Here is a 23,735-nt window from a genome sequence, read left to right as displayed (position 1 = left end):
CCGGGTTAGACTCAGGCCATTTCCAGCCCACGGACCCGTTGCCCCATGGCCTCATCGCTGCCCGACCTGAAACTGCTGCGCATCTTTGCCAGCGTGGTGCGTCACCAGGGCTTCGCCAACGCCCAGCGCGACCTCAACCTGTCGACCTCGGCCATCAGCACCTACATGAGCCAGCTGGAAAGCGCCCTGGGCATCGTGCTCTGCCACCGAGGCCGTGGCGGTTTCAGCCTGACCAGCAAGGGCGAGCTGTTTCATCAGGAGACCCTGCGCCTGCTGGGGGAACTGGATGGCTTCGAGCAGTATGCGGCGGCGCTCAAGGGCGAATTGCGCGGCACCCTCAACCTCGGGGTGATCGACTCCACCGTGGGCGACCGCGCCCTGCCGCTGGCGGAGGCCATCGGCGCCTATAGCCAGGAACACCCGGCGGTACACCTGCACCTGTCGGTGTCCAGCCCTTACGAACTGCAATTGGGCGTGCAGGACAACCGCCTGGACCTGGCCATCGGCGCGTTTTCATCGCGCATGAGTGGCTTGGTCTACCAGCCGTTGTACCGCGAGCAGCACTGGCTGTATTGCAGCAGCCGTCACGCGCTGTTCGGCGAGCGACGGATCCCGGAGCCGGTGATCACCCAGCAGCGCATGGTCGGGCGTGGCTACTGGAGCCAGGCGGAGTTGGCCCGGCACGGTTTCAAGCACAGCGCCGCCACCGTGGAGAGCATGGAAGCGCAGCTGATTCTGATTCTCTCCGGCGCCTACATTGGCTACCTGCCCGAGCACTACGCCCAGGCCTGGGTCGACAAGGGCGATCTGCGCGTGCTGTCGCCGGCGACCTTCGGCTACCAGGCGCCGTTTTCCCTGATCATCCGCCGTGGCCGGAGCCGGGAACCCTTGATCCAGACGTTCCGTGATCTGCTCAAGAGTCAGCTCAACGTGGGTTGATCCAGGTCGTTTTCAGCACATTCCGTCAGGCCGGGAAAATTTCCTACAAAACTTGACCGCTCACCTGATGGCCTTCTGCTAAATATCTACTTGCTTTGATGATTTTCCCACTCATCTGGATAAGCAAGGGATCGCCAACGATGCGCATGAATTTGCCCGTCACCGAGCACGAAAGAACCTTTCCCCAAGACCAGCGGCTGATCTCCACCACCGACCTGAACAGTCGCATTACCTATTGCAACGACGCCTTCGTGGCCATCAGCGGTTTCACCTACGACGAACTGGTCGGCCAGCCGCACAATCTGGTGCGTCATCCTGACATGCCGCCGGCGGTCTTCGGGCATATGTGGGACACCATCAAGCAAGGCAAACCCTGGATGGGCGTGGTCAAGAACCGCGCCAAGAACGGCGACTTCTACTGGGTCAGCGCCTACGTCACGGCGGTCTACGAGAACGGTCGCATCAGCGGCTACGAGTCGGTGCGCTCGGTGCCGACCCGGGAGCAGATCCGCCGGGCCGAGAATTTGTATGCCCGCCTGCGGGCGGGGCGCTCGCCGGTACCGCTGGCGGCGCGCCTGGGGCATGGGATCGGCCATGGCTGGCCGCTGATCGGTGCAGGCTTGCTGTCGGCCGCCGCCTACCTGTGGCTGCCCCCCTACGCGGCACTGGGTGTGCTGATGGCCAGCCTGCTGGCGGCCTGGTACGTGGTCGAGCACCGGCAGAACCAGTCGATCCGGCGCACCCTGCAGGAGCACCCCAAGGCCTTCACCAGCCCGCTGGTGGCGCTGACCTACAGCGACAACCCCGGGCTGCAGGGCCAGCTCGACCTGGCGATCATCAGCGAGGAGGCGCGCCTGCAGACCGCGCTGACCCGCTTGGTGGATGCCGGTGTCGGGGTCAAGTCGCGAGCCGCGCAGTCCGCCGACCTGTCCGATGCCCAGGCGCAGATGCTCGACCGCCAGCGCAGCGAGACCGACCAGTCGGCCACCGCCATCGCGCAGATGGCGGCGACCATCCAGCAGGTCACCCATAACGTGCAGAGCACCGCCCATGCCGCCAGCGACGCCGACCAGCTGGCCCAGCAGGGCAGCGACCTGGCGCAGCAGAGCCTGCGCGCCATGGGCAGCATGAGCGAGGCGGTGAGCGACATCGGCCAGGCGGTCAACGCCCTGGCCGAGCAGACGCAGTCGATCGGTAGCGTGGTGGATGTGATCACCTCGATTGCCGAGCAGACCAACCTGCTGGCGCTCAATGCCGCCATCGAGGCGGCGCGGGCCGGCGAGCAGGGCCGGGGTTTCGCCGTGGTGGCGGATGAAGTGCGCTCGCTGGCGCAGCGGACCCGCGCCTCGACCGAGGAGATCCACCACATCATCTCCACCCTGCGCTCCGGTGCCGACCGCGCGGTGGCCAGCGCCAGCCGCGGCCAACAGATCTCCAGCGACAGCGTGCACAGTGTCGAGGCGGTGCAGGCGGCGTTGTCGGGGATCGCCCAGGCGGTCAGTCGCATCACTGGCATGAGCCAACAGATGGCCACGGCGTCCGAGCAGCAGAGCCATGTCGCCGAGGACATCAACCAGCAGATCGTGCGCATCGCCCATTTGTGCGACGAAAGCGCGGGGCAGGCCAGGCAGGGGGCCGAGATCAGCCAGGACCTGGAGCGCATGGCGGAGTACCTGCACAGCCTGGCGGAGCGGTTCAACCGCTGAAGTTGGACTGTGTGAGCGGTGCGTGGGAGCGGGCTTGCCCCGCGATTGCGGTGCTGGCTTTATCGCGGGGCAAGCCCGCTCCCACGAATGCCTCGCAGCAACCCGGGGATGGCAGCCCTGTGGCAAACTACCCGCCCCAAGGAGCCCCCCATGCCCAGACCCCGCTGCGAGCGTTGTCAGCGCCCGCTCGCCCATTGCCTTTGCCCACTGATCCCGCACCTGGACAGCCGCACCCGCGTGGTCGTGCTGCAGCACCCCAGTGAAACCGCCCACGCCCTGAACACCGCACGCCTTGCGGTCCTTGGGCTGGTCAACGCCGAGCTGCGGATCGGCGAGGTGTTCGACGACCTGCACACGCTGCTGGCCACGCCGGGCTATCGACCCGCGTTGCTGTTCCCCGGTGATGAAGCCGAGGTTCTGCAAGGCTATGGTCAAGACGTCGACCTGCCGCTGATGCTGATCGTGCCGGATGGCACCTGGCGCAAGGCGCGCAAGATGCTGTACCTGAACCCGCAGCTCGAGGCGCTGCCGCGAGTGGCCCTGGGCAACGTCCCACCCTCGCGCTACCGGCTGCGCAAGGCACCGGAACCAGGGGCCTTGTCGACCCTGGAGGCGGTGGTGCAGGCGTTGAATGTGTTGGAGGCGCCGAGCGGCTTCGCTGCTTTGTTGAGGCCTTTCGAAGCGCTGATCGAGGGGCAGATCAGCGCGATGGGGCAGGAGACGTTCGAACGTAATCATGGCGAAAAGTGAGCACTACGCCGATCACCAGCACCCTGTTTTGGTTCACCGACAGGGGCGCGTTCGCCGGTGAAGCCCTGATCTGGGGCATGGCCGCCGCCTGCTGCGACCCGTGCACACCTCGTCCCGCCTGAGGTGCCGTGTTTCCGGCACTGCTATTGCTAGGTCAACCATGCATCGATAACGGACAAGCATTGCGTGGTGAGGAACTGATTATGCCTCGGGCCTTTTTCAATGAGATGTACGATGCGGCGGGTGATTGCCGGCCTCATTATCAGGCGTTCGCACGCTGGCTGGCCGATACGCCGTTGGAGCTGCTCGAACAGCGGCGTCGCGAGGCGGACCTGCTGTTTCACCGGGCAGGCATCACGTTCACCTTGTACGGCGATGAGCAGGGTACCGAGCGGCTGATCCCCTTCGATATCATTCCGCGCAGCATCAAGGCCAGCGAGTGGCAGGTCGTGGAGCGTGGCTGCATCCAGCGGGTGCAGGCGTTGAACCTGTTCCTCGAGGACATCTACCACGACCAGCGGATCCTCAAGCAAGGCATCATCCCACCGGAGCAGGTACTGGCCAACGACGGTTACCAGGTGGCCATGCAGGGGCTGGACCTGCACCGAGGCATCTATGCGCACATCGCCGGTGTCGATCTGGTGCGCGATGGCGACGGCAGCTACTACGTCCTGGAAGACAACCTGCGCACACCGAGCGGCGTGAGCTACATGCTCGAAGATCGCAAGATGATGATGCGGCTGTTCCCGGAGCTGTTCGCCGCCCAGCGGGTGGCGCCCATCGACCACTATCCCAATCTGTTGCTGGACACCCTCAAGCGCTCAAGCCCGCTGGACAATCCCACCACCGTGGTGCTGACTCCGGGCCGCTTCAACAGTGCCTATTTCGAGCATGCCTTCCTGGCGCGGGAAATGGGTGTGGAACTGGTGGAGGGCGCTGACCTGTTCGTGCGTGACAACCGGGTGTTCATGCGTACCACGTCAGGCCCGCAGGCGGTCGATGTGATCTACCGCCGGCTGGACGATGCCTTCCTCGATCCGCTGACGTTCAATCCGGACTCGTTGCTGGGCGTGCCAGGACTGATCACGGCCTACCGGGCCGGCAACGTTGTGCTGGCCAACGCCGTGGGCACCGGAGTGGCTGACGACAAGTCGATCTACCCGTATGTCGACGACATGATCCGCTTCTACCTGAGCGAAGAGCCGATTCTCAAGAACGTGCCCACCTGGCAATGTCGCAAGCCTGCGGAGTTGTCCCATGTGCTGGCCAATCTGGCGGACCTGGTGGTCAAGGAAACCCAAGGGTCTGGTGGCTACGGCATGTTGGTCGGGCCGGCCGCCAGCACGGCGGAAATCGAAGCGTTCCGTGCCCGTATCAAGGCGCGACCCCATGCGTACATCGCACAGCCCACGCTGTGCCTATCCACTTGCCCGACCTTTGTCGAAAGTGGCATATCGCCCAGGCATATCGACCTGCGCCCGTTTGTGCTGTCAGGCAAGGAAACCCGCCTGGTGCCAGGTGGCCTGACCCGCGTGGCGCTGCGTGAAGGCTCGCTGGTGGTCAATTCTTCCCAGGGCGGCGGCACCAAGGACACCTGGGTGGTGGAGGACTGAATCATGCTTTCAAGAACGGCTGCCGACCTGTATTGGATGTCCCGTTACCTTGAGCGCGCGGAGAACCTCGCACGCATGCTCGAAGTCAGCTATTCGCTTTCGCTGATGCCGCAGGCGGGGCGTAGCGATGGCCGAGCCGAGCTGGCGATGTCGCTGCTGGCGGCCGGGACGCTGGACGATTATCACCGTCGCCATGGTGAACTCAACGTCGAGTACATGCTGCATTTTTTCGCCCTGGACGAACGCAATCCCGGCAGCATCTATTGTTGCCTGCGCGCGGCTCGCAGCAATGCGCATGCCGTGCGCGGGCGGATCACTGCTGACATGTGGGAGAACATCAACGCTACATGGCTCGAGATGCGCAACATCGCCGACAAGGGCCTGGCACGCTACGGCATCAACTCTTTCTGCGAATGGGTCAAGGAGCGTTCGCATCTGTTCCGCGGAGCCACCGCCGGCACCATCATGCGCAATGACGCCTATGGCTTCATCCGGCTGGGCACCTTCCTCGAACGGGCCGACAACACGCTGCGCCTGTTGGATGCGCGCTACGAAATGTTTGGTGAGGAGTCCGAGGAGGTCAGTGACAATTCGGCCCGTGGCTATTACCAGTGGAGTGCCTTGCTGCGGGCACTGTCCTCCTTCGAGGCGTTCAATGAAATCTACCGCACGGCTCCCGGTGCCGAGCAGGTGTCGGAGATGTTGTTGCTACGCGCGGACGTACCGCGTTCGCTGCATGCCTGTGTCGAGGAGCTGGCCCAGTTGCTGGCCGGCCTGCCGGGCGACAACGGGCGTCCGGCGCAACGCCTCGCGGCAGAGCTCAGTGCGCGGTTGCGCTTTACCGGTATCGAGGAAATTCTCGCGTCCGGATTGCATCAGTGGCTGAACCATCACATTGGCCAGATCAATCATCTGGGGCAGAGCGTTCACGATTCCTATCTGGAGGTAGTATGAGACTGTCCATTCGTCACGACACCACCTATCACTATTCCGACGATGTCTGCATGAGCATTCAGCTGCTGCGACTGACGCCCCAGAGCAGCGAGCGCCAGCGCGTCCTGCAATGGCAGCTGGAATTGCCGCGCCCGGTAGGCAGCCAACTTGACCCTTATGGCAACGTCCTGCACGTGCTGACGCTCGACGAACCCCATGGTGCGTTGATGCTGAGCGCCCACGGCGAGGTGGAGATCGACCAGACCCTGGAGGTGGAGCACGACTCTCGATCGGCCTTGCCCTTCCTGCGCTCGAGCAAGCTCAGCAACCCCGACGAGGCGTTGCGCGATTTCGCCGTGCGCCACTGTGGCGCTCGTCGTGATCGGACGGCGCTGATCGAGTTGATGAACGGATTGGCCGATCACATGGCCTACAGGCCCGGTTCGACGGCGGTCGATACCGTGGCCGCCGAGGCGTTCGCCAACCGCGCCGGAGTCTGCCAGGACCATACCCACGCTTTTCTCGCCTGTGCCCGCAGCCTGGGCGTGCCGGCGCGCTATGTGTCAGGTTACCTGTGCACCGAGGACGAGAACCATCTGGCCAGTCACGCCTGGGCCGAGGCCTGGCTTGACGATGGCTGGTACAGCTTCGATGTGACCAACCGCCTGGCTCGGCCCGAGCGCCACCTGAAACTGGCGGTGGGGCATGATTACCTGGACGCTTGCCCGGTACGCGGCATGCGCCGTGGCGGTGGGACCGAGTCGATGCAGGCACAGGTTCTGGTCAGCTCCAAGCCACAGCTTCAGCAGCAATAGCGACACTTCCTACCTCTGCATGAGTCAGCACCATGACGTACTGCGTTGCGATGCACCTGGCCGATGGGCTGGTGTTCATTTCGGATTCACGGACCAATGCGGGGATCGACCAGATATCGACGTTTCGCAAGCTATTCGTTTTCAACCGCTCGGGCGAGCGTGTGATTGTGCTGCAGACCGCCGGCAACCTGGCCACGTCGCAATCGGTGGTGAGCCTGCTCCGTCAGCGCTGCAACCAGGACGGCGCGCACCTGTTGAACGTGCCGACGCTGTATGACGCCACGGCGCTGGTGGCCGAGACCATCCGCGAGGTGATCGCCCGCGACTGCACCAAACTGGCAGGCAAGGTCGACCTGAGCTGCTCGTTCCTGGTGGGCGGGCAGATCGCCGAGCAGCCCATGGGGGTGTACAACATCTATCCCCAGGGTAATTTCATCCAGGCCACGGAAGACACGCCGTTCATGCAACTGGGCGAGAGCAAGTACGGCAGGCCGATCCTTGATCGCAACCTGCTGTATCACACACCCCTGGGCGAGGGATTGCGCTGTGGCCTGATCTCGTTCGATTCGACCATGCGCAGCAACCTGTCGGTGGGCATGCCACTGGATGTGCTGGTGTATCGCAAGGACAGCCTGGCTGCCAGCAACTGTCACCGGATCGGCACCCACGATCCCTATTTTCTGCGGATCCAGGCGCAGTGGGCCGATGGTCTGCGGGATCTGCTCGCCGCGTTGCCGGAGCCACCGGAGGTTTATATCCGCTGAGGGGGGATAGGCGCGCACCACCGATCCCGCTGTGCTGATATGCCTGTCTGAGCGGGCTTGTCCGTGAAGGCGCCTGGATACGCATTCACCGCTCTCGCAACGCTTCGGTCCTGGCCTTGAGGACGGGTTTGAGCAGATAGTCCAGCACGCTCTTCTGCCCGGTGATGATATCCACCGTGGCCACCATCCCCGGAATGATCAGCAGCGGCTTGTTGTCCCCGCCCAGGTGGTTCTTGTCCGTGCGCACCTGGATCAGGTAGAACGCATTGCCCTTATCGTCGGTGACGGTATCCGCGCCGATCAGTTCCAGCTTGGCCTTGAGCCCGCCGTAGATGGTGTAGTCGTAGGCGCTGAACTTGACCATCGCGGTCTGCCCCGGGTGCAGGAACGCCACGTCCTGGGGCCTTACCTTGGCCTCGATCAGCAGGTTGTCCTCGATCGGCACGATCTCCACCAGGTCGCTGCCGGGCTGGACCACGCCGCCGATGGTGTTGACCTTCAGCAGCTTGACGATGCCGCGCACCGGCGACACCACGGTGGTGCGGTTGACACGGTCGTCGATGGCGATGCTGGTGGCGGTGATCTTCGACAGCTCCGTGCGCTTGTCGTTGAGTTCCTTGGCGGCGTCGGAGCGGAAGCTGGCGTCGGATTCCTGGATCTTGCTGCGGATCTCCGCGATCGCCGCTTCGGCGCGGGGAATGGCCAGGTTGGTGGCATTGAGCTGGCCGCGCGCCTCGACGCTGCGCTGCTTCAAGCGCAGGATTTCCACGGGGGATATGGCACCCTTGCTCACCAGTGGCGAGGACATGTCCAGTTCCTGTTGCAGCAGGCCGACCGCCGAGCGGTATTGATCGACCTTGGAGCGGAACTCGGCAAGCTCCTGGGTCTTTTGCCGCAATTGTTCGTTGAGGGTCTGCTTTTCGCTGGCCAAGCGGCGCTGGCGCGAGTCATACAGAGCGGCTTCGTCCTCGGCCACCTGCGGTGCCTTGGCGCGGATTTCGCTCGACAACACGAAGGGACGGCCTTCGGACTCGGCCGACAGGCGCTCGACCTGGGCGGTGAGCGCGTAGCGGTCGGCTTCACTCTCGCCCTTGTTCGACTTGAAGCGCGTGTCGTCCAGGCGCAGCAGGGTCGCGCCCTTGTCGACCATCTGCCCTTCACGCACGAAGATCTCGGTGACGATGCCGCCCTCAAGGTTCTGCACCACCTGCACCTTGCTAGACGGAATGGCCTTGCCCTCGCCGACGGTGACCTCGTCGAGCACCGCGAAATTGGCCCAGACCAAGGCTACCAACAGCAGGATCGCGGCCAGCCACACGGTCAGGCGCGACAGGCTGGGCGATTCCTGCAAGGTGGCACCGGCCAACTCCGGCATGTAGTCGCGCTCGGCGCGCTTGTCGGCGCCCTGGAGGTAGCTGCGCACGCTGTGGCTGAGGGGCATGTTCTACCTCCGGTGCAGACCGAGGCCGTTGTGGAATCCCAGGTTGTTGGTTCACAGCGCCGCGCCGATACGGCCCTTGCGCAGCGCGTCGATGACCGCGTCCTTCGGCCCGTCGGCGACGATCTTGCCGTTGTCCAGCACCAGCAGCCGGTCCACCAGGCTGAGCATCGAGGTGCGGTGTGTGACCAGCAGCAGGGTTTTGTCCTGCACCCAGTTCAGCAGGCGCTGGCGCAGTTGCTCCTCGCTGCTGTTGTCCATGTGGCTGGTGGGTTCGTCGAGGATCAGGATCGGCGGCTCCAGCAGCAGGGCCCGGGCCAGCAGCACGGCCTGGCGTTGGCCGCCGGACAGCAGCTGGCCGCGCTCGCCCACCGGGCGGTCGAAGCCTTGCGGGTGCTGGCGGGCCAGTTCGCTGACCCCGGTCAGCTCGGCCACCTCGAGCATGCGCGCATCGCTGACGTGGCGGGCGCCGAGGGTGAGGTTGTCGCGCAGGCTGCCGGCCAGCAGGGGCAGGTCGTGGGCCACGTAGCCGACCTGGCTGCGCAGGTCGGCGATGTCCAGCTGGCGCAGGTCGAGGTTGTCCAGCAACACCTGGCCATCTTCGGGGTGATGGAAGCCCATCAGCAGGCGGGTGAGGGTACTCTTGCCCGAGCCGCTGCGGCCGATGATACCGATGCGCTCGCCCGGCTTGAGTGTGACGCTGACATCATTGAGCGCCGGGGCCGTTTGCCCGGCATAGCGAAACGTGGCGTGGTTGATGCTGATGCCACCCTGCAGCGCGGTGTGTTCCAGGGCCTGGTGCTCGGCTTCGCGTTCCTGGGGCAGGCTCATCAGCGCGTCGGTGCTGCGCATGGTCAACTGCGCCTGCTGGTAGCGAGTGATCAGCCCGGCGATCTGGCCCAGCGGCGCGAGGACCCGGCTGCCGAGCATGTAGCTGGCCACCAGCGCGCCGACGCTGAGGTTGCCGGCGATGATGCTGTAGACCCCGGCGACGATGGTGGCCATGCCGCAGAATTGTTGGATGAAGAGCGTGCCGTTGCTGGCCAACGAGGACAGGTTGCGGGCATGGGCGTCGAGGCGGGCGATGGCGCCGTTGGTGTGCTCCCACTGGTACTGGCGTTCGCTTTCGGCGCCGCAGGCCTTGAGGGTTTCCAGTCCGCCGAGGGTCTCGATCAGCAGCGCCTGGCGCACCGCGCCGAGGCTCAGACTCTTCTGTACCGTGTCACGCAGGCGCACCTGGATGAACAGCGCCAGGCCCACGGCCAGCGGGAAGGCGATCAGCGGGATCACCACCAGCCAGCCACCGAGCAGGCCGATCACCAGCAGCATCAGCGCCACGAATGGCAGGTCGATGATGCTGGTCAGGGTGACCGCGGTGAGGAATTCACGCAGTCCCTGGAAGTCATGGATGCTCTGGGCGAAGCCGCCGATGGTGGCCGGCCGCGCCTTCATGCTCATGCCGGTAATGCGTTCGAACAAAGTGGCCGAGAGAATCAGGTCGGTCTTCTTGCCAGCCTGGTCCAGCAGGTGCGCACGAACCATGCGCAGCACCAGCTCGAAAGCTGTGCCGATGAACAGGCCGGCCACCAGCACCCAGAGGGTGGACAGCGCCTGGTTGGGCACCACGCGGTCGTAGGTCTGCATGACGAACAGCGGCACCATCAAACCCAGCAGGTTGATCAGCAGGCTGGCCAGTAGGGCATCGCCATACAGCCATCGGGAGTGGCGCACGGTGTCGCGGAACCAGGCGTTGACCCGCGGGATCAGTGGGGCGCGCACCTCTTCCAAGGTATGACGGGGACGGGCGAACAGGGCCTGGCCGCTGTAGGCTTCGGCCAAGGCATCGCGTTCGACCCACTGCTCGCCGCCTTCGGCTTCGCACGGCAGCAGCAGGCCCCGGCCGTTGTCCCCCCAGCGCTGCAGCACGGCGCTGCGGCCGTCGTTGAGGATCAGCAAGACCGGCAGGTTGAGTGCCGAGATGGCGTCCAGCTCACGCTGCAGCACCCGCGCCTGCAACCCCGCCCGCGCGGCGGCGCGGGGCAGCAGGGCCAGGGGCAGGCGCTGCGCGGCCAGCGGCAGGCCGCTGCACAGGCTGGCACGGCTGGCAGGGCAGCCGTGCAACTTGCACAGGATCAACAGGCCATCGAGCAACGGATCATCAACATCCAGGCGCGGTTGCGCGCTTTGCATACTGGTCACGATGGCCTACTCCTGCCGCGGTGGACGGGAAACGGGCGCTGGCGAAAAATCTCTTGTCTCGTCAGAACCTAGCGCATGTCTGGCAGTTTCGCCTCGTTGCGTACTTCGGTCTTGGCGATGGCCTCGGGCGGCAGCGAGATGTGCTGCTTGCTCAGCAACTCACCCATGGTCGCCAGGACTCGGTACATGGAGAACTCTTCGGTGTAGCGCACTTCGGTATAGCGTCGGTTGGCGTTGTACAGCTCGTTCTCGCTATCGAGCACGTCGAGCAGGGTACGCTGGCCCAGGCCGAACTGGTCCTGGTAGGCGGCGCGTACGCGCTGGGTGGTTTCGGCGTACTCGCGGGCGCTCGGGGTCTGCTTGCGGGCGTTGTTCATCGCGTTCCAGGCCAGGCTGAGGTTTTCATTCAGCTCGCGCAGGGCGTTGTTGCGGATGTCCATCGCCTGGTTGATCTTGTGCGCGTCGGACTGCAGGCGGGCCTTGTCGCTGCCGCCGCGGAACAGGTTGTAGCTGAGCTCGACGCCGGCCTGCCAGTCGTTGTTGTCGTGGCCCTTCTGGCCGCCGATGTTGTTGTTGGCGCCGGTGGCCAGCACCGCGTCCAGGCGCGGGTAGAAGGGCGACTTGGCCACTTCGTATTGCTGCTCGGCGGAGCGTACGTCAGCCTGGGCCGACTTCAGGTAGGGGTTGTTCTCCAGCATGCCCTGGCGGGCGTTGAGCAGGTCGGCCGGTACTTCGCCCTTGATCGTGACCGGTGTTTCCAGCTCGTCCGGCATGCGCCCGACTACGCTGTAGAAGTTGGCCTCGGCGTCGGCCAGGTCGACCTCGGCGGTGTCCAGGTTGTTCTCGGCCAGGGCGCGACGGGCGCGGGACTGGTCGAGGTCGGCGGTGCTGCCCACGCCACGCTCGCTGCGCAGGCCGATCTGGTCGTTGACCCGCAGGTGCGCCTGCAGGTTGTTCTTGGCCAGGGTCACCAGCTCGCGGCGCTTGAGCACTTCGAGGTAGACCTCGATGGCGCGCAGGGCGACGGTCTCGGCGGTGGCCTGGGTGTAGTAGGCGCGCGAGGTGGCCACCGCTTCGGTGCGGGCGACCTCGTTGGAGGTGTTGAAGCCGTCGAACAGCATCTGCCGCAGGCGCAGTTCGGATTGGGTGTAGTTGAGGGTTTCCTTGTTGTGGTTACGCGTGCCGTCGGGGTTGAAGCCGCGGGTGTTGGTGTTGTCCGAGCGTTGCCGGCCGTAGCCTGCGACCAGATCGACGGTTGGGTAGTACCCCCCGCGGGCGAACTTCACATCCTCGTCGGCCGACAGCCTGCTGTTGCGGCTGGCGCTGATCTCGGGATGCTGGTCCACGGCGTTCTGGACAGCCTCGGTGATCGACATCGCCTGACTGTTGGCACACGCCATGGCCAACAAAATCGCACTGGTGATGGGGGTTAAAGCGCGCATGGGGTACATCTCCCTGGTCTTGAATAATGTCCTGCTGTTCGCCAAAAAAATGACGAAAAATTAGAATCAAACCGTTTCAGGTTTGTAACAACAGAGCTAAGAACATTTATCGGGCGAGCTAAGAAGATTTTTTCATAAGATATATGCGAAAAAAAACTTATGCGGTCTAAGGAATCCGAGACATTGTTTCATTCAGGTGGTTACGGGAATTGGCTGGGACAGGCGATTTTCGGGCCTTTGTGAAAGTTCCAGATTTTTTGCAGCTAAGGAGACAGGGGAGGAAGGCGAAAGCGGAATTTGGCGACAAAAAAATGGCACTTAATAATGGCCATTCGCCCTCTTCGCTATCGCGGCAGTCGTCACAAGGAGCGTGGTTTCTCACGAACGTGACAGCAGCGATCCACCAGCCATGGCACTCGGAACGTTGCGCACATTACCCGGCACGCCTTGATCTGCGAAAAGCCCATCGGCAGGGGAGGCGTACGCTCATGGCTAAATTAGTCGGTGTAGTCGGCAAGGTGATCGGCCAGGTATTCGCGGTGGGCGACGATGGTCATCGCCGCCTGTTGGTGGAAGGCGACCGCTTGTTCGCCGGCGAACAACTCGAGACCGGCAGCGAGGGCGCCGTGGCGGTGCGTTTGCACAATGGCGCGGAGCTGACCCTGGGTCGCGGCAGCAGCCTGGAGATGACCACCGACCTGCTGGCCAATCGCGCTCCCCATGTGCAGGCGCCTGATGCTCAGCCCAGCGAGGCCCAACTCAGCGATGTCGAGCAGTTGCAAAAAGCCATTGCCGCAGGTGCCGACCCCACGCAGGACGCTGAAGCGACGGCGGCGGGTGGCAACCCCTCAGGCGTTTCGGGGGCGCTCGGCGGAGGCCACAGTTTCGTGATACTGACTGAAGTGGGCGCCCGTGTGGATCCCACCATCGGTTTCCCCACCGCGGGATTCAATGGCTTCCCCCTGCTGGCCAACCTCGAGCTTGGCGGCCTCGATGGCAACGATGACGGGCCGCTCCCAGCCAATACGCCGGTGGTCGACAATCCGGTCAGCCTCACTGGCCTGGAGGTCAGCCCGGCCGAATTGACCCTGGACGAGGCCAACCTGCCCCAGGGCTCGGCCAGCAACCCTGCGGCGCTGACACAGGCCGGCAGTTTCACGGTGGTGGCTGCCGACGGCGTGTTCAACCTCAGTGTCGGTGGCATCAATGTGGTCACGGCGGGCGTGGTCACGGGCGTCGGGCAGTCCATCGTCACCGGGCTCGGCAATGTGCTGACCATTACCGGCTACAACCCGGCCACCGGCGTGGTGAGCTACAGCTACACCCTGACCGGCGCCGAGCATCACCCTGACGGCGCGGGTACCAACACGCTGGGCGAGCATTTCCCGGTGCTGGTCAGCGATACGGATGGCGACGTGGCCAGCGGGTCCCTGGACGTGATCATCCGCGACGATGTGCCACGGGCCGTAAACGACAGCAATCCCACCGCCGCCACCGAGCAGCAGGTGGAACTCAGCGGCAATGTGCTGAGCAATGACATCCAGGGAGCGGACCGTATCCCCAGCGGTCCGGTGGTGGCCGGTACCTTCGTTGGCACCTACGGCACCCTGGTGCTGGCGGCGGACGGTTCCTACACCTACACCCTCAACACCAACGACCCGGACTTCAAGAACCTGCACGGCGGTGGCAATGGGGTGGAGACCTTCACCTACACCCTGAAGGATGCCGACGGCGACACCAGCACCGCGACCCTGACCCTCAACGTCAGCAACCTCAACGACCCGGTGACCCTGGGCGGGCTGGACGTGAACGGTGGCGAACTGACCGTCTACGAGAAGAACCTGGCCGACGGCAGCGCGCCGAACCCGGGCGCCCTGACCCAGAGCGGCACTTTCACGGTCAGCGCGCCGGATGGCCTGCAATCCTTGAGCGTCGGCGGCATCAGCGTGGTCAGCGGTGGCGTGGCGGCGAGCTTCCCGCAGTCGATCACCACGGCCCTGGGCAATACCCTGACCATCACCGGCTACAACCCGGCCACGGGCGTGATCAGCTACAGCTACACCTTGCTGGACAACGAGAGCCACGCCAACGGCGACGGCGCCAACAGCCTCACGGAGCACTTCACCGTCACGGCCACGGATACCGACGGCAGCACGGCCAGTGGCTCGCTGGACGTCAATATTGTCGATGACCTGCCCAAGGCTGTGAACGACACCAATGCCACCGCTGCCACCGAACAGCATGTGGAACTCAGCGGCAATGTGCTGAGCAATGACATCCAGGGAGCGGACCGTATCCCCAGCGGTCCGGTGGTGGCCGGTACCTTCGTTGGCACCTACGGCACCCTGGTGCTGGCGGCGGACGGTTCCTACACCTACACCCTCAACACCAACGACCCGGACTTCAAGAACCTGCACGGCGGTGGTAATGGGGTGGAGACCTTCACCTACACCCTGAAGGATGCCGACGGCGACACCAGCACCGCGACCCTGACCCTCAATGTCAGCAACCTCAACGACCCGGTGACCCTGGGCGGGCTGGACGTGAACGGTGGCGAACTGACCGTCTACGAGAAGAACCTGGCCGATGGCAGCGCGCCGAACCCGGGTGCTCTGACCCAGAGCGGCACTTTCACGGTCAGCGCGCCGGATGGCCTGCAATCCTTGAGCGTCGGCGGCATCAGCGTGGTCAGCGGCGGCGTGGCGGCGAGCTTCCCGCAGTCGATCACCACGGCCTTGGGCAATACCCTGACCATCACCGGCTACAACCCCACCACGGGCGTGATCAGCTACAGCTACACCTTGCTGGACAACGAGAGCCACGCCAACGGCGACGGCGCCAACAGCCTCACGGAGCACTTCACCGTCACGGCCACGGATACCGACGGCAGCACGGCCAGTGGCTCGCTGGACGTCAATATCGTCGATGACCTGCCCAAGGCCGACAGCGACTTCGCCAACGTCTATGAAGGCGGTACGGTCAGTGGCAACGTGCTGGTCAACGATGTGAGTGGTGCCGATACGGTGGCCGACGGCAAGTATGTGGTGGGCGTGCGCGCGGGCAGCGACACGTCCTCATCGGCCATCGGCCAGTTGGGCAGCAATGTGGTTGGGCAGTATGGCTACCTGACCCTCGACGCCCAAGGCAATGCCACCTACCACGCCAACCCCGACAGCGTGGCGCCGGCCGGTGCCACGGATGTGTTTGTCTACACCATCCGCGATGCCGATGGCGATGAGAGCACCACCACCATCACCATCAGCGTGCACGACTGTTCGCTCATTGCGGGTCCCAACAGCGGCGTGACCGTCTATGAGAAGGCGCTCGATCTCATCAAGGACGGCCATGACCTGGCCGGTGGCAATGTCACCGGCAGCGATCCTGGCGCCACAGGCGAGACGGCCAGCGGATCGCTGGCCGGCTCCATCAGTGGCGGAGTGGGCGCCTTGACCTTTTCCCTGGTCGGCAACGCCACCGGCCAGTACGGCCAGATCCTTCTGAACGCCGATGGCTCCTACACCTACACCCTGACCTCGGCGCCAAATTCGCCGAATCATGTCAACGATGGGCCGAACGTGCTGACGGAAACCTTCACCTACCAGGTGAAGGATTCGCTGGGCAACACCACCACCAGTACCATCGTGATCAGCATCGTCGACGACGTACCCAAGGCCCACAGCGACTTCGCCAACGTCTATGAAGGCGGCACGGTCAGCGGCAACGTGCTGGTCAACGATGTGATCGGCGCGGATGTGCCGGCCGATGGCAAGTACGTGGTCGGCGTGCGCGCAGGCGCCGACACCTCGACCTCGGCCATCGGCCAGCTGGGCAGCAATGTGGTTGGGCAGTACGGCTACCTGACCCTCGACGCCCAGGGCAACGCCACCTACCACGCCAACCCCGACAGCGTGGCGCCGCCCGGTGCCACCGATGTATTTGTCTATACCATCCGCGATGCCGATGGCGACGAGAGCACGACGACCATCACCATCGACGTGCACGATATCTCGCTGGTCGCCTGCCCGGACGACACGGCCAAGGTCTACGAGAAAGCCCTGGACCTGACCAAGGATGGCAACGACTTGGCCGCCGGCACGGTCACCGGCAGCGATCCGCATGCCACCACGGAAACCACCAGCGGCTCGCTGGCCGGCTCGGTCAGTGGCGGCGTCGGCGCCCTGACCTTCACCCTGGTGGGCAACGCCACCGGGCAGTACGGCCAGATCCAGCTGAACGGCGATGGCACTTACACGTACACCCTGACCTCGGCGCCGAACTCGCCCAACCATGCCAACGACGGCCCGAATGTGGTCACCGAGAGCTTCACCTACCAAGTCAAGGACTCGCTCGGCAACACCACCACCAGCACCATCGTGGTCAGCATCGTCGACGATGTGCCCAAGGCCCATTGCGATGTGGCTTCGGTCACGGAAGGCGCCAGTGTCAGCGGCAACGTGCTGGATAACGATGTGGTCGGCGCCGATGTACGTGCCGACGGACAATACGTGGTCGGCGTGCGAGCAGGCTCCGACACCTCGACGTCAGCCATCGGCCATGTCGGCGATACGATCGTCGGCCAGTATGGCTACCTGACCCTGGACAGCCAGGGCAACGCCACCTACCACGCCAATCCCAATAGCGTGCCGCCCACCGGGGCAACCGACAGCTTCGTCTACACCATCCGCGACGCCGATGGCGACGAGAGCACCACGACCATCCGCATCAATGTCCAGGACAGCAAGCTGGTGGCGTGCGAGGACAACGACGTCACCGTCTACGAAAAAGCCCTGGACCTGCACAAGGATGGCAACGACCTGGCCGCCGGCAGCGTGACCGGCAGCGATCCGAACTCCACCGGCGAGACGGCCTCCGGCAGCCTGGTCGGCTCGGTGCATGGTGGCGTCGGCGCCCTGACCTACAGCCTGGTCGGCAATGCCGTGGGCCAGTACGGCCAGATCCAGCTCAACGGCGACGGCTCCTACACCTACACCCTGACCTCGGCGCCGAAGACCCCGGGTGGCGCCAACGACGGGGCCAACACCATCAACGAGTACTTCACCTACAAGGCCACCGACGCCCTGGGCAACACTGTCACCAGCACCATCGCCATCAACATCGTCGACGATGTGCCGACGGTACAGTGCGCGGTGCGCAGTATCACGCCCGGCCAGGTGGACTCCAACATTCTGCTGGTGGTGGATGTGTCCAGCAGCATGGCCGCAAGCTCCGGCGTGCCGGGGTTGACCCGCCTGGAGCTGGCCAAGCAGGCCATCAATACCTTGCTCGACAAGTACGACGAGATGGGCGACATCAAGGTGCAGATCGTCACTTTCGGCACCGGCGCCGAGATCAAGACACCCGTGTGGGTCTCCATCAGCGAGGCCAAGAGCCTGATCGCCGGGCTCAATCCCGGCGGCTCGACCTACTACGACTCGGCGGCCACCAAGGCCCAGGAAGCCTTCGCCACCACCGGCAAGCTGGTGGGTGCGCAGAACATCAGCTACTTCTTCTCCGACGGCGAGCCCACCAACGGCCACGCCATGACAGCGCCGCGCGAGGCTGCCTGGGAAACCTTCCTCGACAACAACGGCATCAAGTCCTACGCCATCGGCATGGGCAGCGGCGTCAACGAAGGCAACCTCAATCCGCTGGCCTACGACGGCAGCAGCCATACCGACACCAACTCGGTGGTGGTCACCGACCTCAGCCAGCTGAGTGCGGTGCTCTCCGGCACGGTGCAGGGCGCGCCGATCACCGGCAGCCTGATGAGCGGCGGCGACTTCGGGGCCGACGGCGGCTTCATCAAGGCGCTGCTGGTGGACGGCACTACCTACACCTATGATCCGAAGGCCAATGGCGGGCAGGGCGGCTATGCGGTCAGTGGCGGGGTGGACAAGGCCTCGTTCGACACCGTGAGCAACAGCCTGAATATCAAGACCGGCCTGGGCGGTACCCTGGTGGTGAACATGGACAGCGGCGAGTTCACCTACACACCGCCGAAGGACAACGGCAGCGGCCAGGTAGAGAAGTTCGGCTTTACCGCCAGCGACAACGACGGCGATACCCGCAGCGCTAGCCTGACGGTGAACATCAATGGCAATGGCGCGCCGGTCGCCGGCGCCGACCACATCATCACCAACATCAAGGGCGCCACCCTGAGTGTGCCGGCCGAGGCCTTGCTGGCCAATGACAGCGATCCGGACCACGATACCCTGAGTGCCGCGCCAACTACGTTCAACACCAACTTCGCCGACAAGGGCGCGGGCTTCACGGCGGGTACGCAGGCCCAGACCATCACCTTCAACGCCACCGCCAACAAGGCCGAGAACCAGTTGCGCGACCTGGCCCGCAGCGAGTTCACCAGCCTCAATGGCAGCATGACCGCCGCCCTGGTGGTGGCCGGTTACCTGGGCTCGATCAGCAGCGCCAACGCCAACGACGAGGACACCCTGACGGTCACCCTGCGCAAGGGCGAGACCCTGACCCTCGACCATGACCGGCCCGCCGGCAACCTGCTGATGGAGTGGAAGGACGCCGGCGGCAGTTACCAGACCATTGCCGATGGCGGCAGCTTCACGGCTAGCCATGACGGGGTGTACAGCATCCATGTGATCAACACCGAGAACACCTCGGGCAACAGCAAGGCCGCCGAGAACTACAAGCTGAGCCTGGTGGTGGACTACAGCAACGCCAGCAACGACGACTACCACGGCAGTTACACCGTCAGTGACAACCATGGCGGCACGGCCACTGGAGCGGTGGATATCACCTACCAGGCCGGCAATACCCTCACCGGTACCTCAGGGGACGATGTGCTGCTGGCCGGGGCGGGTGACACCATCCTGCACGGCGGCGCCGGCAACGATGTGCTGGTGGCCGGCGCAGGCAACAACAGCCTGTATGGCGGCGATGGCGACGACCTGCTGATCGGCGGTCCGGGCAATGATCTGCTCGACGGCGGCGCCGGCAACGACACCGCCAGCTATGCCAGGGCAACCAGTGGCGTGACCGTCGACCTGAGCCATGTCGGCCAGCAGAACACCGTCGGCGCGGGGCTGGATACCCTTAACGGCATCGAGAACCTGATCGGTTCGGACTACAACGACACCCTGACCGGCAACGACGGCGACAACCTGCTCAACGGTGGTGCGGGCAACGATGTGCTCAGGGGCGGTGCCGGCAATGACATCCTGATCGGCGGGCGCGGCGATGACACCCTCACCGGTGGCAGCGGCAACGATACCTTCGTCTGGCAGAAGGGCGATACCGGGCACGACACCGTGACCGACTTCACCCCGGGCAGCGATCGGCTGGACCTGTCGCAACTGCTGCAGGGCGAGAACGCCACCAGCGCGTCGCTGGATGACTACCTGCACTTCAAGGTCAGTGGCAGCGGCGTCAACGTGGTGTCGACCATCGAAGTCAGCAGCGTCGCCGGCGCGGCGCCGACCCAGACCATCGACCTGGCCGGGGTGGACCTGGCGCAGCACTACGGGGTCGCGGCCGGAGCAGGCGGGGTGATCGCGGCGGGGCATGACACGGCGACCATCATCACCGGCATGCTCAATGACCATTCGTTGAAGGTGGATACGGTGTAAGCGGCTGTCTTGCTGACGATAGGGCGTTGCGCGTTTCCCTGTGGGAGCGGCCTTGCGTCGCGAAAGGGCCGCAGAGCGGCCCCAGGATTTCAGCGTTGATGCAAAGTTCGGTGGGGCCGTTTCGCGGCCCTATCGCGACGCAAGGCCGCTCCCACAGGGTGAGTATTGTGCTCGCTACGGTCGCTGCAGGGTCTTCTGCCTGAGGATCCAGGTACTGACCAGCACCGCGCTGGTCAGCATGAACACTCGTGCCCAGAACAACGGCACCAGGTAGCAGGACAGTCCGATGCTGGCCCACATCAGGCCGATCGCATAAACCTTGCCCCGCAGCGGAATTCCCTCGCCGCTGAGGTAGTCGCGGATCCATGGCCCGAGTTTCGGATGATTCACCAGCCAGTGGTGAAAGCGCGGCGAGCTGCGGGCGAAACAGGCCGCCGCCAGCAGCAGGAACGGGGTGGTGGGCAGTACCGGCAGGAAGATCCCCGCCACCCCGAGCGCGACACTGAGCCAGCCGGCGGCCAGCAGCAGGTAGCGCACCACGTCGATCAGTGGTGGCGCGGCTTGAGCAGGGCAGGTTTCTCTTCGGGGGCGTGCAGCAGCAGGAACAGGGCGCTCAGCGCCTCGGGGATCTGCACGATCATGTCGTCCTGCAGGTTGGCGTTACCGGCGATGTCGGCGAACTCCGGCTGCTCGTCGAACAGGCCCGAGCCGACCATGATCGGCAGCAGCATTTCGCTGACTTCTTCCTCGGCGTTCTCGAACCAGGCCTCTTCACGCAGGAACACGCCCTCCATGAAACCGATGCACCAGCCGCGCAGGTCGGAATCGTCCGGCTCGTCGGTCAGGTCCAGCTCGCAGGGCAGGTCGAATTCTTCGTCGCTGGCCAGTTGGCGGGCGATGTGCGCCTTGAGCGCGACCAGGGTGGCCTCGATCTCGGTGCGCTGGGCATCGCTGGCATAGTGCGGTTCTTCGGCGAACAGCGCGTCGATCCATTCGCGTTCTGGAACTTCCTCGGAGCAGATCGACAGCGCGGTCAGGTAGCCGTGGGCGGCGACGTAGTCCAGCGCTTCTTCGTGCAGCTCATCGGCGTCGAGGAAGGCTTGCAGGCGGGTCAGTTGCTCGGCGAAGGACATTACAGGGCTACCTTGGGGAATAAACGATAGTGAATTCTAGCACCTTGCGGCGGCTGCGGGGCAAAGGGAACGTCTGTCCGCGGGGCATGCCGGGGGTGGGGCAGTCGGGTATACTCCGCAGTTTTTCGTGCTCTGGTGGCGTTTTCCTGCCATCTGGCAAAAACCGCTTACGCATTCGATGTGTGCGCGGCGGATTTATCGTCCAGCCTGAGTCCAGGATGGTACGGCGATTTTGGAGTGGCAAATGCTCGAACAGGCTCAGCGCGTCCTCAAGGATGTCTTCGGTTACGACAGTTTCCGCGGGCGCCAGGCAGCGATCATCGAATGTGTGGCAGGCGGCGGCGACGCCCTGGTGCTGATGCCCACCGGTGGTGGCAAGTCGTTGTGCTTCCAGGTACCTGGCCTGCTGCGCCCGGGCCTGACCGTGGTGGTGTCGCCGCTGATCGCGCTGATGGACGATCAGGTCGCCACCCTCGACGAGCTGGGCGTGGCCGCCGCGGCGCTGAACTCCACCCTCAGCGCCGAGCAGCAGCGCGACCTGGCCGGGCGCCTGCGCCGTGGCGAGGTGAAGATGCTCTACCTGGCCCCTGAGCGTCTGGTCCAGCCGCGCATGCTGGATTTCCTGCGCGGCCTGGATATTGCCCTGTTCGCCATCGACGAGGCTCACTGCGTGTCGCAGTGGGGTCATGACTTCCGTCCCGAGTACCTGCAACTGGGCCAGCTCGCCGAGCTATTCCCGCATGTGCCGCGCATCGCCTTGACCGCCACCGCCGACATGCGCACCCGCGAGGAGATCGTCCAGCGCCTGCACCTGCAGGGCGCCGAGCGCTTCCTGTCGAGCTTCGACCGGCCGAACATCTTCTACCGCATCGTGCCCAAGGAATCGCCGCGCAAGCAGTTGATGGCGTTCCTCGGCGAGCGCCGCGGCAACGCCGGCATTGTCTATTGCCTGTCGCGCAAGAAGGTCGACGAGACCGCCGCCTTCCTGTGCGACCAGGGCTTCCCGGCGCTGCCGTACCACGCAGGCCTGGCCGCCGAGACCCGCGCCGCCAACCAGCACCGCTTCCTCAATGAGGAAGGACTGATCATGGTCGCGACCATCGCCTTCGGCATGGGCATCGACAAGCCCAACGTGCGCTTCGTCGCCCACCTTGACCTGCCCAAGTCACTCGAGGCCTATTACCAGGAGACCGGCCGCGCTGGCCGTGACGGTCTGCCCTCGGATGCCTGGATGGCCTACGGCCTGCAGGACATGGTGATGCTCAAGCAGATGCTGCAGAACTCCGAGGGCGACGAGCGCCACAAGCGTATCGAGCAGCACAAGCTCGACGCCATGCTGGCGCTGTGCGAGGAGACCCGCTGCCGTCGCCAGTCGTTGCTGGCCTACTTCGACGAAGTGCTCGATCAGCCGTGCGGGCATTGCGACAACTGTGTCGACAATGTGCAGACCTGGGACGCCACCGAACCTGCCCGTCAGGCGCTGTCGGCGGTGTTCCGCACCGGCCAGCGCTACGGCGTCGGCCACCTGGTCGATGTGCTGCTGGGCAAGGACACCGAAAAAGTACGTAATTTCGGCCACGAGAAACTCTCGGTGTTCGGCGTCGGCAAGGCCTTGGCCGAGGCCGAATGGCGCTCGCTGTTCCGCCAGCTGGTGGCCCGTGGCCTGGTGGATATCGACCTGGAAGGCTATGGCGGCCTGCGCCTGTCCGACAGCTGCCGGCCGTTGCTGCGCGGCGAGGTGAACCTGCAACTGCGCCGCGACCTCAAGCCGCAGATCGCGGCCAAGGCCTCCGGCGGCAGTGGCGGCAGCCCGGCCAGCCAACTGGTGCGCGCCGAGGAGCGCGAACTATGGGAAGCGCTGCGTACCTTGCGGCGCAAGTTGGCCGAAGAGCACAGCGTGCCGCCCTACGTCATCTTCCCCGACTCGACGCTGCTGGAGATGCTGCGCAGCATGCCCACCAGCCTCAGCGACATGGCCCAGGTCAGCGGTGTCGGCGCGCGCAAGCTGGAGCGCTACGGCCAGGCCTTCCTCGAGGTGCTCAACGGCGCCGGCGGCACCGAGGAGGCGCCGAAGGTGGTGCTCGACCTGCGCCACGAACTGGTCAGCCTGGCCCGCGCCGGCATGACCCCGGCGCAGATCGCCGGGCAACTGAACTGCACCGAGAAGAACGTCTACAGCTTGCTGGCCGAGGCCATCGGCCGCCAGGAACTGAGCCTGGAGCAGGCCCTGGACCTGCCGGAGGAGCTGATGATGGAGGTGCAGGACGCCTTCCTCGACGGCGAGGGCGAGTTGCCGCCGGTGTCCGGCGTGGCGCCGCTGTTTGGCCAGCGGGTGCCGGAAGGCGTCCTGCATTGCGTACGGGCGGCGCTGGCGGTGGAGTTCGGCTTGTGATTGCCGGCATTTG

Annotated in this window: 14 protein-coding genes and 1 pseudogene; 10 read left to right on the top strand and 5 right to left on the bottom strand. The window is 64.7% G+C overall.

The features are described 5' to 3' along the window. The first annotated feature begins 45 nt into the window (after positions 1-45). From AC25M7_RS13240 to AC25M7_RS13205, 8 genes and pseudogenes are all read left to right on the top strand, one after another. Positions 46-939, top strand: a complete 894-nt coding sequence (locus AC25M7_RS13240; RefSeq protein ID WP_028691117.1) for a LysR family transcriptional regulator — start codon at positions 46-48, stop codon at positions 937-939. A gap of 98 nt (positions 940-1,037) precedes the next feature. Continuing rightward, positions 1,038-1,382: pseudogene (locus AC25M7_RS13235) on the top strand (PAS domain-containing protein); the annotation flags it as partial. Positions 1,383-1,616: 234 nt separating this feature from the next. Further along, positions 1,617-2,645, top strand: a complete 1,029-nt coding sequence (locus AC25M7_RS13230) for a methyl-accepting chemotaxis protein (protein WP_371263157.1) — start codon at positions 1,617-1,619, stop codon at positions 2,643-2,645. Positions 2,646-2,795: 150 nt separating this feature from the next. Beyond that, positions 2,796-3,395, top strand: a complete 600-nt coding sequence (locus AC25M7_RS13225) for a tRNA-uridine aminocarboxypropyltransferase (protein WP_028691115.1) — start codon at positions 2,796-2,798, stop codon at positions 3,393-3,395. Positions 3,396-3,598: 203 nt separating this feature from the next. Next, positions 3,599-5,008, top strand: a complete 1,410-nt coding sequence (locus AC25M7_RS13220; RefSeq protein WP_028691114.1) for a circularly permuted type 2 ATP-grasp protein — start codon at positions 3,599-3,601, stop codon at positions 5,006-5,008. Between the two features lie 3 nt (positions 5,009-5,011). Next, entirely contained in the window at positions 5,012-5,962 is a 951-nt protein-coding gene (locus AC25M7_RS13215) for an alpha-E domain-containing protein (protein ID WP_028691113.1), read from the top strand. Next, a complete protein-coding gene (locus tag AC25M7_RS13210; protein WP_186596949.1) occupies positions 5,959-6,756 on the top strand; it encodes a transglutaminase family protein in 798 nt (265 codons plus the stop codon). The genes AC25M7_RS13215 and AC25M7_RS13210 overlap by 4 nt, the downstream gene beginning before the upstream one ends. Positions 6,757-6,788: 32 nt before the next feature. After that, positions 6,789-7,520 (top strand): proteasome-type protease, encoded by a 732-nt coding sequence (locus tag AC25M7_RS13205; protein WP_062360629.1) that lies wholly within the window; start codon positions 6,789-6,791, stop codon positions 7,518-7,520. Positions 7,521-7,605: 85 nt separating this feature from the next. On the opposite strand, the gene AC25M7_RS13200 is transcribed toward AC25M7_RS13205, so the two are convergent. The 3 genes from AC25M7_RS13200 to AC25M7_RS13190 all read right to left on the bottom strand — a co-directional run bounded on the left by AC25M7_RS13200 (position 7,606) and on the right by AC25M7_RS13190 (position 12,599). Further along, positions 7,606-8,961 (bottom strand): HlyD family type I secretion periplasmic adaptor subunit, encoded by a 1,356-nt coding sequence (locus tag AC25M7_RS13200; RefSeq protein WP_241412911.1) that lies wholly within the window; start codon positions 8,959-8,961, stop codon positions 7,606-7,608. 51 nt (positions 8,962-9,012) lie between these two features. Then, positions 9,013-11,148: a type I secretion system permease/ATPase gene (locus AC25M7_RS13195; protein ID WP_486971133.1), complete on the bottom strand. Its 2,136-nt coding sequence runs from the start codon at positions 11,146-11,148 to the stop codon at positions 9,013-9,015. Positions 11,149-11,225: 77 nt separating this feature from the next. Beyond that, positions 11,226-12,599, bottom strand: coding sequence for a TolC family outer membrane protein (locus AC25M7_RS13190; RefSeq protein ID WP_028691108.1), 1,374 nt, complete (start codon positions 12,597-12,599; stop codon positions 11,226-11,228). A gap of 488 nt (positions 12,600-13,087) precedes the next feature. Between AC25M7_RS13190 and AC25M7_RS13185 the strand changes: the two genes are divergently transcribed. Then, a complete protein-coding gene (locus tag AC25M7_RS13185; RefSeq protein WP_486971128.1) occupies positions 13,088-20,197 on the top strand; it encodes a retention module-containing protein in 7,110 nt (2,369 codons plus the stop codon). A 174-nt stretch (positions 20,198-20,371) separates the two neighbouring features. Here the strand turns inward: AC25M7_RS13185 and AC25M7_RS13180 are convergent, their stop codons facing one another. Continuing rightward, entirely contained in the window at positions 20,372-20,734 is a 363-nt protein-coding gene (locus AC25M7_RS13180; protein ID WP_028691106.1) for a YbaN family protein, read from the bottom strand. An 8-nt stretch (positions 20,735-20,742) separates the two neighbouring features. After that, positions 20,743-21,330 (bottom strand): YecA/YgfB family protein, encoded by a 588-nt coding sequence (locus AC25M7_RS13175; protein ID WP_028691105.1) that lies wholly within the window; start codon positions 21,328-21,330, stop codon positions 20,743-20,745. A 244-nt stretch (positions 21,331-21,574) separates the two neighbouring features. Between AC25M7_RS13175 and recQ the strand changes: the two genes are divergently transcribed. Further along, positions 21,575-23,722 carry a DNA helicase RecQ gene (gene recQ, locus AC25M7_RS13170; protein ID WP_028691104.1) on the top strand — a complete coding sequence of 716 codons (2,148 nt, stop codon included), beginning with the start codon at positions 21,575-21,577 and terminating at the stop codon, positions 23,720-23,722. Positions 23,723-23,735: the final 13 nt, after the last annotated feature.

It is taken from the genome of Pseudomonas sp. P106(2024) (genome assembly GCF_057480815.1).
Note: the sequence above shows the minus strand (reverse complement) of the source record. Positions and strands in the feature narration are given on the sequence as shown.

Coding starts and splice junctions, on each gene's coding strand:
- AC25M7_RS13185 (WP_486971128.1), top strand. CDS start 13,088: ATGGCTAAATTAGTCGGTGTAGTCGGCAAGGTGATCGGCCAGGTATTC.
- AC25M7_RS13205 (WP_062360629.1), top strand. CDS start 6,789: ATGACGTACTGCGTTGCGATGCACCTGGCCGATGGGCTGGTGTTCATT.
- AC25M7_RS13240 (WP_028691117.1), top strand. CDS start 46: ATGGCCTCATCGCTGCCCGACCTGAAACTGCTGCGCATCTTTGCCAGC.
- AC25M7_RS13215 (WP_028691113.1), top strand. CDS start 5,012: ATGCTTTCAAGAACGGCTGCCGACCTGTATTGGATGTCCCGTTACCTT.
- AC25M7_RS13190 (WP_028691108.1), bottom strand. CDS start 12,599: ATGCGCGCTTTAACCCCCATCACCAGTGCGATTTTGTTGGCCATGGCG.
- AC25M7_RS13225 (WP_028691115.1), top strand. CDS start 2,796: ATGCCCAGACCCCGCTGCGAGCGTTGTCAGCGCCCGCTCGCCCATTGC.
- AC25M7_RS13230 (WP_371263157.1), top strand. CDS start 1,617: ATGGCCAGCCTGCTGGCGGCCTGGTACGTGGTCGAGCACCGGCAGAAC.
- AC25M7_RS13195 (WP_486971133.1), bottom strand. CDS start 11,148: ATGCAAAGCGCGCAACCGCGCCTGGATGTTGATGATCCGTTGCTCGAT.
- AC25M7_RS13220 (WP_028691114.1), top strand. CDS start 3,599: ATGCCTCGGGCCTTTTTCAATGAGATGTACGATGCGGCGGGTGATTGC.
- AC25M7_RS13200 (WP_241412911.1), bottom strand. CDS start 8,961: ATGCCCCTCAGCCACAGCGTGCGCAGCTACCTCCAGGGCGCCGACAAG.
- AC25M7_RS13210 (WP_186596949.1), top strand. CDS start 5,959: ATGAGACTGTCCATTCGTCACGACACCACCTATCACTATTCCGACGAT.
- recQ (WP_028691104.1), top strand. CDS start 21,575: ATGCTCGAACAGGCTCAGCGCGTCCTCAAGGATGTCTTCGGTTACGAC.
- AC25M7_RS13175 (WP_028691105.1), bottom strand. CDS start 21,330: ATGTCCTTCGCCGAGCAACTGACCCGCCTGCAAGCCTTCCTCGACGCC.